We start from the raw sequence: 13,353 nt of genomic DNA on the forward strand, positions 1-13,353 counted from the left end.
TCGGGATAAACCCGGCTTTTGTACGATAAACGAACGCATCGGCACGATTGTCGGCCAGATTAGGCCTCGCCCGGGGGTGACTGGCGTTGCGAGATGGATAGAGTTCGGCTTGGCAATGCCCTTGGAGCGATTGCCGCACAAAAGAGGCAAGTAGACATGACCACCTCCATCACTGGCAGCACCCTGGCGTACCTGATCCCCGGCGACCCCGTGCGCAACGTGCGCCTGCCGAGGTTGTTCAACGCCGTCTTCGAGCGCTTCGGCATCGACGCGGTGCTGCTGCCCATGCAGGTGCCGCTGCGCGACTTCGCGGTGTTCTTCAAGTCGGCCTTCCTGGCGCGCAACGTGCGCGGCATGGTGATCGCACCGCCGCACAAGCCGCTGGTGGTCGACCTGCTCGACGGCTGCGGCCTGTTCGGCCGCGTTGCAGGCTCGGTCAACGTGGTGCGCCGCACCGAGAACAACGAACTGGAGGGCGACCTGTTCGACGGCGAAGGCCTCGTGGGGGCGCTGGACCACTTCAATATTCCGTTCCGCGGCAAGCGGGTGCTGATTCTCGGCGCCGGCGTAAGCGCGGCAGCCATTGGTGTGGCGCTGGCCGAAGGTGGCACGGTCGATGGCGCCGAGCACATTGCCTTCTACGACACCTCGGCCGGCAAGGCCGCCGGCGTCGCGGCCAAGCTCGACGCATTCTTCGATGCCGACGTGGTGGTGGTCAACAGCAACGCGCCCGAAGGCTACGACCTGGTGATCAACGCCACGCCGCAAGGACTGGACGAGAACGACCCGCTGCCCGTCGACGTCACCCGCATGGACCGCCATGCCGCGCTGTTCGACATCTTGCTGCGCAACCAGCCGACGCCGCTGGTTCGCGCGGCGCGTGCGCGCGGCCTCAACGCGCAGGCCGGCTTCGAGATGCTGATCCAGCAGATGCCTCACTACCTCGGGTACTTCGGCCACGCCGACGCGGCGCAGGGCGTGCGCGACGACGCCGATTTTCTGCGCGAGATCGTCTATCCGCCGGCCATGCACGCGGAGATTGCCACCCCCTTGCGCTATCACTCGGACAACGTCGCCTGAAATGCCTGCGCAACACGACCGAGCAGAAAAAATTTCAACAGGAGGCAAACAATGACAAGAATCTTCTCGTGGTACTGCCGGGGGCTCGAAGGGCTCATGGCGCTGATGCTGGCCATCATGGTGGTCATGGTGTTCGGCAACGTCGTGCTGCGCTATGGCTTCAATTCGGGCATCACCGTCTCGGAGGAAGTGTCGCGCTGGCTCTTCGTCTGGATGACCTTTCTCGGTGCCATCGTCGCGGTGCGCGAGCACGGCCACCTGGGCACCGACATGCTGATCTCCAAGCTGCCTACCTGGGGCAAGAAGCTGTGCCTTTACCTGTCGCACGGTTTGATGCTGTTCGCCTCGTACCTGCTGCTCACGGGCAGTTGGCAGCAGACGCTGATCAATTGGGACGTGAGCGCACCCACAACCGGCGCCTCCGTCGGCATCTTCTATTTTGTCGGCGTGGTGTTTGGCGTCTCGGCCATCGTGTTCCTGCTGTACGACGTCTGGCTTGCACTGAGCGGAAAGCTCAGCGACGCCGACCTGGTGATGGTGCACGAGTCGGAAGAGCAGGGCGACATCGACCGCATCAACGCCGAACTCGCGCGCCGCGATGCCGAAGAGGCCATCGCACGACAGCGCGGCAGCAACAACGCACGAGGCAACTGACATGACGATCGCCATCTTCCTCGGTGCCCTGCTGGGTGCCATGGCCATCGGCGTGCCGATCGCCTATTCGCTGCTGCTGTGCGGCGTCGCCCTGATGTGGCACCTGGACCTGTTCGATGCGCAGATCCTGGCGCAGAACGTGATCAACGGCGCCGACAGCTTTCCGCTCCTGGCCGTGCCCTTCTTCATGCTGGCCGGCGAGGCCATGAACCAGGGCGGCCTGTCGCGGCGCATCGTGAACCTCGCGCTGGCGGTGGTGGGGCACGTGCGCGGCGGGCTCGGCTACGTGGCGATCGTGGCGGCCTGCATCCTGTCGGCGCTCTCGGGCTCCGCGGTAGCCGATGCAGCCGCGCTGTCTGCGCTGCTGATCCCGATGATGGTGGCCGCTGGGCACGACAAGGCACGCTCGGGCGGCCTGATTGCGGCGTCCGGCGTGATCGGCCCGATCATCCCGCCCTCGATCGGATTCGTGATCTTCGGCGTCGCTGCCAACGTGTCGATCTCCAAGCTGTTTCTCGCGGGCATCTTCCCGGGCATTCTGATCGGTGCCTCGCTCTGGTTCACGTGGTGGTGGCTGGTGCGCAAGGAAAAAGTACTGCCGCCGCCGCGCAAGTCCAAGGGCGAGATGCTCACCGCACTGCGCGAAGCGACCTGGGCGCTGCTGCTGCCGCTCATCATCCTGGTGGGCTTGCGCTTCGGCATCTTCACGCCCACAGAAGCGGCCGTGGTCGCCGCGGTCTACGCGATCTTCGTGGCCACCGTCGTCTACCGCGAGCTCAAGCCCTCGCAGTTCTACGCCATGTTCGTTTCGGCCGCCAAGACCAGCGCGATCGTGATGTTCCTGGTTGCGGCGGCCATGGTCTCGGCCTGGCTCATCACGGTGGCCGACCTGCCGGCCAAGCTGGTCGCGCTGCTCGAACCGCTGATCGCGAACCCGATGCTGCTGATGATCGTGATCATGGTGCTGGTGATGGCGGTCGGCACCGCGATGGACATGACGCCCACCATCCTGATCCTCACGCCGGTGCTGATGCCGGTCATCAAGGCGGCGGGAATCGATCCGGTCTACTTCGGCGTGCTGTTCATCATCAACAACTCGATCGGCCTCATCACGCCGCCGGTGGGCACCGTCCTCAACGTGGTGGCCGGCGTCGGGCGCATGAAGATGGATGAGCTCACGCGCGGCGTGTGGCCCTTTGCCCTCGCGGAGTTCGCAATGATGTTCCTGATGGTCATGTTCCCCCAACTCGTCATCTGGCCGGCCCGGCTGCTCAGCGGCTGACAACTCACCCTTTCGCGCTTCCCAATTTCAACCCAAGGAGACTTTCACCATGAACAACTTTTTCCGCAAGACGCTGGTGGCCGTGGTCGCGGTCGCTGCCATGGGCGGCGCTGCCGCCCAGGTAAAGGAACGCACGCTCAAGTTCGCGTTCCAGAACCAGACGGGCCATCCGCAGGCGCAGGGCGCGCAGAAGTTCGCAGACCTCGTAGCCGAGAAGTCGGGCAAGAAGATCACCGTCAAGCTGTTCCCGGGCGGCACGCTCGGCGGCGACCTGCAGACAGTCTCGGCGCTGCAGGGCGGCACCGTCGAGATCACGGTCCTCAATGCCGGCATCCTGACCGCGCAGGTCAAGGAGTTTGCCGCCTACGACTTCCCCTTCCTGTTCAACAACGCGCAAGAAGCCGACGCCGTGACCGACGGACCCTTCGGCCAGAAGCTGCTCGCCAGGCTGGACGAGAAGAGCCTGCATGGCCTCGGCTATTGGGACCTGGGCTTCCGAAACCTGACCAACAGCAGGCGCGCGATCGCCAAGGCGGACGACATTGCCGGCCTCAAGATCCGCGTGATCCAGTCGCCGATCTACATCGACCTGTTCAACACGCTGGGCGCCAATGCCACGCCGATGCCCTTCCCGGAGCTGTACTCGGCGCTGGACCAGAAGGCGGTCGATGGCCAGGAGAACCCCAACACCGTGATCGCATCGTCGAAGTTTGCCGAGGTGCAAAAGCACATCACTCAGACGCGCCACATCTACAACCCGCAGGCGCTGATCATCAGCAAGAAGGCCTGGGACGGCATGAGCGCCGAGGAGAAGAAGATCATCAGCGATGCTGCTGCCGAAGCCACCAAGTTCCAGCGCGAGGCGTCCCGTGCCGCGGCCGACACCGCGCTCGACACGCTCAAGAAGGCCGGCATGACCGTGACCGAACTCCCGCCCGCCGAGATGGCCAAGCTGCGCGACAAGGTCAAGCCGGTCATCGACAAGTACACGGCCACGGTGGGCGAAGCGACTGTGAAAGAGCTGTACGCCGAGATCGCCAAGGTTCGCAAATAATTTCAACAGGCAAGCAAAGGACAGCATGATCAGCGGTAAGACCACCCTCGTTGCGCACCTGGGCTTTCCCACCGAAAGCTTCAAGGCGCCGATGATCTACAACCCCTGGTTCGAGAAGCAGGGCATCGACGCGGTCGTGGTGCCGATGGGCGTGAAACCCGAGGACTATCCCGCGACTTTTGCTGCGCTGTTCCGGCTCACGAACATCCGGGGTGCGCTGGTGACCATGCCGCACAAGATCACGACCATGGGCCTGGTCGACGAGGTGACGCCCACGGCAAAGATCGCCGGTGCCTGCAACGCGGTGCTCAAGCGCGCCGACGGCACGCTGGTGGGCGACCAGTTCGACGGCGCGGGCTTTGTGCGCGGCGTGCTGCGCAAGGGCCGCGCGCTCGAGGGCGCGCGCGTGCTGGTGGCCGGAAGCGGCGGCGTCGGCTCGGCGATTGCGGCGTCGCTCGCGGCGGCAGGCGTGGCCGAGATTGCGCTTTACGACGCCAACACGGCCTCGGCCGATGCGCTGGCCGGGCGCCTGCGCACGCACTATCCGGCGCTGGTTGTGTCCACGGGCTCGAACGATCCGGCCGGCTTCGACGTGGTCGTCAATGCCACGCCAATGGGCATGAAGGAAGGCGATCCGCTGCCTTTCGACGTGGACCGCATCGCACCGTCGACCTTCGTCGGCGAGGTGGTGATGAAGTCCGAATACACGCCGCTCCTGCGCGCCGCATTGGACAAGGGCTGCGCCGTGCAGGTGGGCACCGACATGCTGTTCGAGATGATTCCCGCGTACCTGGAGTTCTTCGGCTTCGGCACCGCCACGGCCGACGCGTTGCGCGCCACGGCGAAGATCAGCTACTGAGGCGTTCACCATGAGTATTTTCGAAGGCTTTCTCTCCACGTCCGAGACGCTCTCCGCCTTCAGCGACCACAACTTCGTCGATGCCATGCTGCGCTTCGAGGCGGCATTGACCCGCGCGCAGGCAGCGCTCGGGCTGGTGCCGGAAGCGGCCGCGCATTCGATCGTCGGCAGCTGCAAGGTCGAGCTGTTCGACGTGGCCAAGATCGTGCGCGACAGCGGCCGCGCCGGCAGCGTCGCGATTCCGCTGGTCAAGGCATTGAAGGAGGCCGTGGGCCTTTTCAATCCCGCCGCCGTGCCCTTCGTGCATTTCGGCAGCACCAGCCAGGACGTGATCGACACCGCCATGGCGCTGGTCACGCGCGAAGGCATCGCGCTGATCGAAGCCGATCTGGACCGCGCGATCGAAGCGCTGCTGCAGCACGCCACACAACACGCGGCCACGCCGATTCTTGCGCGCACGCTGATGCAGCCCGCGTCGGTCACGAGCTTCGGCCTCAAGTGCGCCGGCTGGGCCGCGCCCCTGGTGCGCAGCCGTACGCGGCTGCAAGCGGCCGCGCGCCATGCGCTCAACGTGCAGCTTGGCGGCGCCGTCGGCACGCTCGCGCAGATGAAGGGGCAGGGCCCAGCCGTCGTGCAGCGCGTGGCCGACGAACTCGGCCTCGGCAACGCCGGTGCCACGTGGCACACGCAGCGCGACGAATGGATCGCGCTCGGCTGCGAACTCGGGCTGCTCACGGGCAGCCTCGGCAAGATCGCGCGCGACATCTCGCTCATGGGCCAGTACGAGGTCGGCGAAGCGGCCGAACCCACCGAGCCGGGCCGCGGGGGCTCCTCGGCGATGCCGCACAAGCGCAACCCCGTGGCCGCGATGGTGGCGCTGGCCGCGGCCCAGCGTGCGCCGCAGCGCGTGGCCGCGCTGCTGGCCGCCATGCCGCAGGAGCATGAGCGCGCGCTCGGCGGCTGGCAGGCCGAACTGGCCGAGTGGCCGCAACTGCTCATGTCTGCGCATGGCAGCGCGCGTGCGCTGGCCGGTGCGCTGCCGGGCCTGCAGATCGACGCGGCGCGCATGCGTGCCAACATCGACACCCTGCGCGCGGAGCTGCCGCGCGAAGCCGCGGATGAATGGTTCGATCCTGCGCTGGCCGGGCCCGCTGGCGAAACGGCGCTGCGGCAAGTGGCGGCCTTGCGCGCCCAACTGACTGTGAAAGACACATCCCGATGACCGACCAGGCAAGCACTCCTCCCGCGAACGACTACGAAGCCGGGCTCGTCAACCGCCGCCGCGTGCTGGGCGATGCCTGGGTCGACAAGTCGCTGGCCAACCGCAACGAGTTCAACGCCGAGTTCCAGGAGCTCATCACGCGCCATGCGTGGAACGACATCTGGGGCCGCCCGGCGCTGGGCGACAAGACGCGCCGCTACATGGTGCTGTCGATGATGCTGGGCATCCACGCCTATGAAGAATTCGCGATGCATGTGCGCGCCGCGCTCGACGGGCCGCCCGAGTCGCGCCTGACGCCCGAGGACATCAAGGAAGTCATCATGATGGCGGCCATCTATTGCGGCGTGCCGGTGGCCAACCATGCCTTCGGCATTGCAACCGGCATCCTGCGCGAAAAGGGCTTGCTGGCCGCGCCTGCGCAGTGACGCGGCCCGCGCTTGGCGAGCGCCGCCGGTTCGAGGTCGGCTTCGGCCTGCTGTTGCCGCTGCTGCTGGCGGCACAGCCCGTGGCCACCGACAGCTACCTGCCCGCGCTGCCCGCCATCGCCAAAGAGCTGGGCTCGGCCAGCACCAGCCTCACGCTGTTTGTGCTGGCCTTCGGCTTTGCGCAACTGCTTTGCGGTCCGCTGGCCGATCGCTTCGGCCGACGGCCGGTGTTGCTGGCGGGGCTTGGCTGCTATGTGGCTGCCGCGCTTGGCGGTGCGTTCGCCGGCAGCGTGCCGGTGCTTGCGGGCTGGCGCACGCTGCAGGGCTTTTCAATGGCGGCCATCCTGGTTTGCGCGCGTGCCGCGGTGCGCGACCTCTATCCCGCGCACGAAGGCCCGCACGTCATGGCGCGCGGGCTCACCGGGCTGGGCGTGGTGGGCTTGCTGGCGCCATTGCTGGGTGCATGGCTGGTGCAAGGCGCCGGCTGGCGCTGGGTGATGGCGTCGATGGCGCTCTATGCACTGGTGCTCCTTGCGCTCTGCTGGCATTCGTTCGGCGAGACGCGGCGGCCGCTGGCGGGCGACATTTCCGCGCCGCGCGGCAGTGCGCGCGCCGTGTTCGCCAGCCGAAGTTTTCGCGCCTGGGCTTCGCTGGCTGCCACCACCTACGGCGGCCTGTTCTGCTTTCTGCTGCTGTCTCCGATGGTCTACATCGGCTATCTGGGCTGGTCGCCCGCCATGTACGGCTGGATTCCGGCAGGCGGCTCGCTGGTCTACATCTTCAGCACCACGCCGTGCCGGCGCCTGCTGCGCAAACACGGGCCCGTGCACACCGTTCAGCTCGGTGCCACCTTGAGCATTGCGGGCGCCGCGATTCAGGCGCTGGGCTGCTGGCTCGCGCCGCACAGCGCCTTGCCGCTGCTCGCCGGCCATGCGGTCTACTGCCTGGGCCATGGCATCCACCAGCCCTGCGGGCAGGCCGGGGCGGTGGGCGACCTGCCGCACCTGGCGGGCCGGGCCGTGTCCTGGTCAGGCTTCGGCATGATGATGGTGGCATTCTGTGTGGGCCAACTTGCGGCACAGTTCGTCGACACCGGTTTTTCGAACGGCGCCTGGCCGATGGTCGTGCCGATGCTGCTCGCGGGTTGCGTGCTGCTGGCCATCGCATTCCTGTGGCTGCCGCGTCTTCAACATCCGATCAAAAAGGAATCACCATGACCCGTTTGAATGTCGTCCGCGAAGGCAGCGGCCCCTTCGTCGTGCTGAGCCACGCGCTCGGCTGCGACCTGCACATGTGGGACGGCGTGGCCGAGCAGCTTGCGCGCGCCCACACCGTGATCCGCTACGACCACCGCAACCATGGCGGCTCGGAGGTGGTGCCGGGCGCGCTGCGCGTCGAAACGCTGGCGCAGGACGTGGCCGAACTCATCCAACGCGAGGCGGGCGGAGAGCCGGTGCACTTCGTCGGCCTGTCGATGGGCGGCATGACCGCGCAGGCGCTGGCGGTGCGGCATCCCGAACTGCTGCGCAGCGTGGTGATCGCGAATTCATCCGCCCACTATCCCGACCAGTCGCCGTGGCGCGCCCGCGCCGAAACGGTGGCTGCCAAGGGCGTGGCAGCCATTGCGCCGGGCGCGGTGGCGCGCTGGCTCACGCACGGCTTCGTCACCACCGGGGAGGGCAAGGCCGCGGCCCAGGCGCTCAACGACGTGCTGGTGCGCACCGACCCACAGGGCTACATCGAGAGCTGCAATGCCGTGGCCGCCATCGATTTTCGCGAGAGCAACCACCGCATCGCCGTGCCGACGCTGGTGATTGCCGGCTTGCAGGACGAGGCGACGCCGCCCGCAATGTCCGAAGCCATGGTGGCCGCCATCCCCCGTGCGCGCCTGGTCACCATTGATGCAGCGCATCTCAGCGCGGTGGAGCGGCCGGTCGAGTTTGCGCAACTGCTGATCGATTACTGGCGCAGCCTTTGAAAAAAGCCGTTTGCCGCGGGGGCGGCTGGCCTAGGTGTAACCCCTGTTTCGTGCGAACAATGAACGCAGTCGTTCGATTATCGAACGCGACCTGAGTGCAAAGCGTTGTGGCGGGTGGCGGGTGTTTCTACAGTCATCCCATGCATCGCTCCATTGCCACCGTCTCTCTCAGCGGCACGCTTCGCCAGAAGCTCGAAGCCGTTTCGGCCGCGGGGTTCGACGGCATCGAGCTGTTCGAGGCCGACTTCGTCAACTTCAAGGGCAGCGCCGACGAGCTGGGCCGCATCGCCGCGGACCTTGGTCTCTCGATCGACCTGTACCAGCCGTTCCGCGATTTCGAGGCCATGCCCGAAGCGCAGTTCCGCCGCAGCCTGGAGCGCGCCGAGCGCAAGTTCGACCTGATGGAGGCGATGGGCGCGCCGTTGATGCTGTGCTGCTCCAACACCTCGCCGCTGGCCATCGACGAACCGAAACTTGCCGCGGCCCAGCTGCATGAACTCGCGGAGCGCGCCGCCCGCCGCAATCTTCGCGTGGGCTTCGAGGCCCTGGCCTGGGGCCGCTTCACCTCGCTCTATGGCCAAGCCTGGAACATCGTGCGCGAGGCCGATCATCCGAACCTGGGCCTGATTCTCGACAGCTTTCACACGCTGTCGCTGAAGGACGATCCCACCGGCATCGCGGCCATTCCGGGCGACAAGATCTTCTTCCTGCAGATGGCCGACGCGCCGCTGCTTTCGATGGACGTGCTGCAGTGGGCCCGCCACCACCGATCGTTTCCAGGGCAGGGCGACCTCGACGTGATCGGGTTCTTCGAGCAGGTGCTGCGCGCGGGCTACACCGGGCCGCTGTCGCTGGAGATCTTCAACGACGTGTTCCGCGAAACGCCCAACCGCCGCACCGCCGTGGACGCGATGCGCTCGCTGCTGTACCTCGAAAGCGAAGCGAAGCGGCGGCTGGCGCCGGCTGTCGATGAGCCTGCGCACGCGCAGCGCGTCGAGCTGTTCGGCCCGCCCGCCGTGCCGGCGCTTTCGGGCCTCTCGTTCATCGAATTCGCGGCGGACGAGGCTTCGGCCCTTGTGCTCGGCACGCTGTTCGGGCAGCTCGGCTTCCGGCGCATCGGCCGCCACCGCTCCAAGGCCGTGGTGCTGTACCGCCAGGGGGAGATCAACCTGATCGTCAATGCGCAACCCGATTCGTTCGCGCGCAGCCGTTTCGAAGCGCACGGCACCTCGGTGTGCGCGCTGGGCGTGCGCTGCGCCGATCCGCAGGCGGCCGTCGACCGCGCCACGGCCATGCGTTCGCAGCGCCATGACAGCCCCGTCGGCCCTGACGAGTTGAGCGTGCCCGCCATCGTGGCGCCGGGCGGCAACCTCATCCATTTCGTTGCCGAGTCCTTGGGCGCCAACGGGCTGTATGAGGCCGACTTCATCCTCGAGGAAGATGCATCGGCCCTCGCCGCAGACGCCGGCCTGACGCAGATCGACCACGTGGCGCTGGGCTTGGCAGTGGACCAGCTCGACACCTGGGTGCTGTTCACGCGCGCGGTGCTGGGGCTGGAGCCGGGCGAGAGCCTGGAGCTGGCCGATCCTTTCGGGCTGATTCGCAGCCGGGGCGTGGCCAATGTCGATCGCAGCGTGCGGCTGGTGCTCAACGTGTCGCTGAGCCAGCGCACCCGCACCGCGCGCACGCTGAGCGTGACCGGCGGTGGCGCGGTGCATCACATCGCAATGCGATGCGACGACATCTTCGAAAGCGTGGCGCGGCTGCGCGCCGCCGGCACGCGATTCGTGCCCATTTCGGACAACTACTACGACGACCTGGCCACGCGCATCGACATCGACCCGGCGCTGCTCGCGCGGCTGCGCGAGGCGGGTGTGCTGTTCGATCGTTCACCCGCAGCGGGCGACTACCTGCACATCTACACCGAGAACATCGAAGGCGGGCTCTTCTTCGAACTGGCACAGCGCACCGCGGGCTACGACGCGTATGGCGCCCTCAACGCACCGGCCCGCATGGCGTCGCAGGCGCAGGCATAGATCTTTTTCGTCAACCCTGGAGACAAACCATGGCATCCATCACGGCCCACGAGCCGAAAGGCAAGCACCAGTCCAAGAAGGCCACCGCAAGCGGCTGGATCGGCTCGGCGCTGGAGTACTACGACTTTTTCATCTACGCCACCGCCGCGGCGCTGATCTTTCCGCAGATCTTCTTTCCGAAGGGCGACCCGCAGATCGCGATCATCGCGTCGCTCGCGACGTACGGCGTGGGCTACGTCGCACGGCCGATCGGCGCACTGCTGCTGGGCCACTGGGGCGACACGCACGGCCGCAAGACCGTGCTGATTCTCTGCATGTTCCTGATGGGCTTTTCCACCATCGCCGTCGGCCTGCTGCCGACGTACGACCAAGTCGGCCTGTGGGCACCCGCGATGCTGGTGGTGCTGCGCCTGATCCAGGGCTTCGCGGTGGCCGGCGAGATTTCCGGGGCGAGTTCGATGATCCTGGAGCACGCGCCGTTCGGGCGCCGCGGCTTCTTCGCGAGCTTCACGCTGCAGGGCGTGCAGGCCGGCCAGATCATGGCGGCCGCCGTGTTCCTGCCGCTCGCGCACTACATGGACAAGGATGCCTTCAATTCCTGGGGCTGGCGCATTCCGTTCCTGCTGAGCTTCATCGTCATCGTGGCCGGCTACATCATCCGCAAGGAAGTGGACGAGACCCCCGCCTTCACGGAAGTCGACAACAGCGGCAAGGTGCCGAAGGCACCGGTGATCCAGGCCGTGACCGAGAGCTGGCGGGACATGGTGCGCGTTTTGCTGTGCTCCCTGATGAACGTGATCCCGGTGGTCGCGACCATCTTCGGCGCCGCCTACGCAGTGCAGCCGGGCTACGGCATCAACTTCGAGAAAGACATCTACCTCTGGATTCCGGTGATGGGTAACATCCTGGCCGTGATCGTGATCCCGTTCGTCGGCAACCTGTCGGACAAGGTCGGCCGCCGCCTGCCGATCATGGTCGGCGCCATCGGTTCGGGCCTGCTGTCGTTCGGCTACCTGTACGCCATCAGCATCCACAACGTGCCGTTGGCCATCGTGATGTCGCTCCTGATGTGGGGCGTGGTCTATCAGGGCTACAACGCCGTGTTCCCGAGCTTCTATCCGGAGATGTTCCCCACGCGCACTCGCGTCTCGGGCATGGCGATCTCGCAGAACATCGGCACCGCGATCACTGCGCTGCTGCCGGCGCTGTTCGTGGCGGTTGCGCCCCCCGGCGCTGCCAACATCCCGTTGATCGTCGGTGCCATCACGCTGGCGATCTGCGCCATTGCCGCGGTCTCGGCCATGACCGCACGCGAGACCTACCGCGTGCACATGAACGACCTGGGCAAGCCCGATGCGGTTCCGGTCGACAAGGTCGAGTACGACCTGATGCGCGAGCAGACGCTTGAAACAGCCCGCATGGCCAAGGCTGCGGCCTGAAGACCTTGCGCGCACCAAGGGCGTTGGCGCCATGAAGAATGGCGCCCATGACTTCCCATCTCAAGATCGATTTCGTTTCCGATGTCTCTTGCCCCTGGTGCGCCGTTGGCCTTGCTTCGCTCGAAGCGGCGCTCCAGCGTGTGGCCCCCGGCGTCACGGCGGAGCTGCATTTCCAGCCCTTTGAGCTGAATCCGCAGATGCCTCCCGAAGGCCAGGACACCTTCGAGCACCTGAGCCAGAAATACGGCTCCACGCGTGAACAGCAGGCGCAATCGCGCGAGATGATCCGCCAGCGCGGGGCCGAGGTGGGCTTCGAGTTCAGCCCTGAGGGACGCCCACGCGTCTACAACACCTTCAACGCGCACCGCTTGCTGCACTGGGCCGAACTCGAAAGCCCGGCCAAGCAGGCGGCGCTCAAGAAGCTGCTGCTGAAGACCTATTTCACCGACAGGCAAAACCCCTCGGATCCTGAGGTGCTGGTGCGCGCGGCCACCGAGGCCGGGCTGGACGCGGCGCGGGCTCGCGAGATCCTGGCCAGCGATGAATTTGCCGATGAAACCCGCGAGCGCGAACGCATGTACACGGACGCGGGCATCCACTCGGTGCCCGCAATCATCATCAACGACCACCACCTGATCTCGGGCGGCCAGCCGGTCGAGGTGTTCGAGCGAGCGCTGCGGCAGATCGCCGGCGCTGCGCCTTCCAGCCTGTCGGTAGCCTGACTTAGCCGGCGCTTAGGCGCTGAATTGCGCGGCGCTGCGAAGGTAAAGTGCGTCAACGCGGAGCGGGGCACGGCGGTTGAGGAGGCATCCTCGAACCGTCGTCACTCACAGGAGCTCCGAAGATGAATAAGAAAAGCCTCATCGCCGCATTGGTTCTCATGGCAGCGGCGTCGCTGCCCGCATTGGCCGACGAATCCGGCAGACATCCGTTCTACCTCCACGCCTTGTCCGACCTGCGCACGGCCGCCTGGAAGGTGGAGCACCGCCTCCCCGAAGACGGGCAGGTCTCGCGCGACGAGCAGGTGGTGGTCGACGAGATCCATGCCGCCATCGCTGACCTGCAGCATGCGGCATGGCTGGACGGCAAGCCCGTCGAATGGCGCGAGCCCACCGATGCGTGGCTGCCGCGCCAAGGCCGTCTGCATGCGGCTGTCGACCTGCTGCGCAAGGTGCGCTCCGACGTGGCGCGCGAAGAAGACGACCCGCGCTCGCGGCCGTTCCAGCAGCGCGGCCTGGCGCACGTCGACGCTGCACTCGACACCGCGCAGCACGCCATCGGTGACGTGCGCCGCCACGATATGCGCAGGGAGTGAGCGCGGTGC

The 13,353-nt window shown here is 66.5% G+C and carries 13 protein-coding genes; all 13 read left to right on the forward strand.

Features of this window, described 5'->3' with window-relative positions:
- Window positions 1-156 precede the first annotated feature (156 nt).
- The 13 genes from ASC78_RS20680 (at window position 157) to ASC78_RS20740 (ending at window position 13,344) form a co-directional block, all read left to right on the forward strand.
- Complete coding sequence (locus tag ASC78_RS20680) at window positions 157-1,080, forward strand: shikimate dehydrogenase family protein (protein ID WP_055805519.1); 924 nt, start codon at window positions 157-159, stop codon at window positions 1,078-1,080.
- Window positions 1,081-1,131: 51 nt separating this feature from the next.
- Entirely contained in the window at window positions 1,132-1,734 is a 603-nt protein-coding gene (locus ASC78_RS20685; protein ID WP_055805522.1) for a TRAP transporter small permease, read from the forward strand.
- Window position 1,735: 1 nt separating this feature from the next.
- Window positions 1,736-3,016 carry a TRAP transporter large permease subunit gene (locus tag ASC78_RS20690; protein ID WP_055805526.1) on the forward strand — a complete coding sequence of 427 codons (1,281 nt, stop codon included), beginning with the start codon at window positions 1,736-1,738 and terminating at the stop codon, window positions 3,014-3,016.
- A 49-nt stretch (window positions 3,017-3,065) separates the two neighbouring features.
- The gene (locus ASC78_RS20695; protein ID WP_055805530.1) at window positions 3,066-4,070 is read left to right on the forward strand and encodes a TRAP transporter substrate-binding protein; all 1,005 of its coding nucleotides are present in this window, start codon (window positions 3,066-3,068) and stop codon (window positions 4,068-4,070) included.
- Window positions 4,071-4,095: 25 nt separating this feature from the next.
- Window positions 4,096-4,929: a shikimate dehydrogenase family protein gene (locus ASC78_RS20700; protein ID WP_055805532.1), complete on the forward strand. Its 834-nt coding sequence runs from the start codon at window positions 4,096-4,098 to the stop codon at window positions 4,927-4,929.
- 10 nt (window positions 4,930-4,939) lie between these two features.
- Entirely contained in the window at window positions 4,940-6,151 is a 1,212-nt protein-coding gene (gene pcaB, locus ASC78_RS20705) for a 3-carboxy-cis,cis-muconate cycloisomerase (protein WP_055805534.1), read from the forward strand.
- Window positions 6,148-6,576 carry a carboxymuconolactone decarboxylase family protein gene (locus ASC78_RS20710; protein WP_055805537.1) on the forward strand — a complete coding sequence of 143 codons (429 nt, stop codon included), beginning with the start codon at window positions 6,148-6,150 and terminating at the stop codon, window positions 6,574-6,576. Before pcaB ends, ASC78_RS20710 begins: the two co-directional genes overlap by 4 nt.
- Window positions 6,573-7,793, forward strand: a complete 1,221-nt coding sequence (locus ASC78_RS20715) for a Bcr/CflA family efflux MFS transporter (RefSeq protein ID WP_055805540.1) — start codon at window positions 6,573-6,575, stop codon at window positions 7,791-7,793. Before ASC78_RS20710 ends, ASC78_RS20715 begins: the two co-directional genes overlap by 4 nt.
- Window positions 7,790-8,554 (forward strand): alpha/beta fold hydrolase, encoded by a 765-nt coding sequence (locus tag ASC78_RS20720; RefSeq protein WP_055805542.1) that lies wholly within the window; start codon window positions 7,790-7,792, stop codon window positions 8,552-8,554. Before ASC78_RS20715 ends, ASC78_RS20720 begins: the two co-directional genes overlap by 4 nt.
- A 140-nt stretch (window positions 8,555-8,694) precedes the next feature.
- Window positions 8,695-10,590 carry a bifunctional sugar phosphate isomerase/epimerase/4-hydroxyphenylpyruvate dioxygenase family protein gene (locus ASC78_RS20725; RefSeq protein WP_055805545.1) on the forward strand — a complete coding sequence of 632 codons (1,896 nt, stop codon included), beginning with the start codon at window positions 8,695-8,697 and terminating at the stop codon, window positions 10,588-10,590.
- A 29-nt stretch (window positions 10,591-10,619) separates the two neighbouring features.
- Window positions 10,620-12,029 (forward strand): MFS transporter, encoded by a 1,410-nt coding sequence (locus tag ASC78_RS20730; RefSeq protein WP_055805547.1) that lies wholly within the window; start codon window positions 10,620-10,622, stop codon window positions 12,027-12,029.
- A 38-nt stretch (window positions 12,030-12,067) separates the two neighbouring features.
- Complete coding sequence (locus tag ASC78_RS20735) at window positions 12,068-12,751, forward strand: DsbA family oxidoreductase (RefSeq protein ID WP_055805551.1); 684 nt, start codon at window positions 12,068-12,070, stop codon at window positions 12,749-12,751.
- Between the two features lie 122 nt (window positions 12,752-12,873).
- Entirely contained in the window at window positions 12,874-13,344 is a 471-nt protein-coding gene (locus ASC78_RS20740; protein ID WP_055805555.1) for a hypothetical protein, read from the forward strand.
- Window positions 13,345-13,353 lie beyond the last annotated feature (9 nt).

The sequence above is a fragment of the Variovorax sp. Root318D1 genome, from assembly GCF_001424835.1.
GTDB lineage: Bacteria > Pseudomonadota > Gammaproteobacteria > Burkholderiales > Burkholderiaceae_C > Variovorax.

What these genes read in the sequence shown, in the direction of transcription:
- ASC78_RS20685 (WP_055805522.1), top strand. Translation starts at nt 1,132, where the DNA reads ATGACAAGAATCTTCTCGTGGTACTGCCGGGGGCTCGAAGGGCTCATG.
- ASC78_RS20695 (WP_055805530.1), top strand. Translation starts at nt 3,066, where the DNA reads ATGAACAACTTTTTCCGCAAGACGCTGGTGGCCGTGGTCGCGGTCGCT.
- pcaB (WP_055805534.1), top strand. Translation starts at nt 4,940, where the DNA reads ATGAGTATTTTCGAAGGCTTTCTCTCCACGTCCGAGACGCTCTCCGCC.
- ASC78_RS20720 (WP_055805542.1), top strand. Translation starts at nt 7,790, where the DNA reads ATGACCCGTTTGAATGTCGTCCGCGAAGGCAGCGGCCCCTTCGTCGTG.
- ASC78_RS20725 (WP_055805545.1), top strand. Translation starts at nt 8,695, where the DNA reads ATGCATCGCTCCATTGCCACCGTCTCTCTCAGCGGCACGCTTCGCCAG.
- ASC78_RS20740 (WP_055805555.1), top strand. Translation starts at nt 12,874, where the DNA reads ATGAATAAGAAAAGCCTCATCGCCGCATTGGTTCTCATGGCAGCGGCG.
- ASC78_RS20735 (WP_055805551.1), top strand. Translation starts at nt 12,068, where the DNA reads ATGGCGCCCATGACTTCCCATCTCAAGATCGATTTCGTTTCCGATGTC.
- ASC78_RS20700 (WP_055805532.1), top strand. Translation starts at nt 4,096, where the DNA reads ATGATCAGCGGTAAGACCACCCTCGTTGCGCACCTGGGCTTTCCCACC.
- ASC78_RS20730 (WP_055805547.1), top strand. Translation starts at nt 10,620, where the DNA reads ATGGCATCCATCACGGCCCACGAGCCGAAAGGCAAGCACCAGTCCAAG.
- ASC78_RS20710 (WP_055805537.1), top strand. Translation starts at nt 6,148, where the DNA reads ATGACCGACCAGGCAAGCACTCCTCCCGCGAACGACTACGAAGCCGGG.
- ASC78_RS20680 (WP_055805519.1), top strand. Translation starts at nt 157, where the DNA reads ATGACCACCTCCATCACTGGCAGCACCCTGGCGTACCTGATCCCCGGC.
- ASC78_RS20690 (WP_055805526.1), top strand. Translation starts at nt 1,736, where the DNA reads ATGACGATCGCCATCTTCCTCGGTGCCCTGCTGGGTGCCATGGCCATC.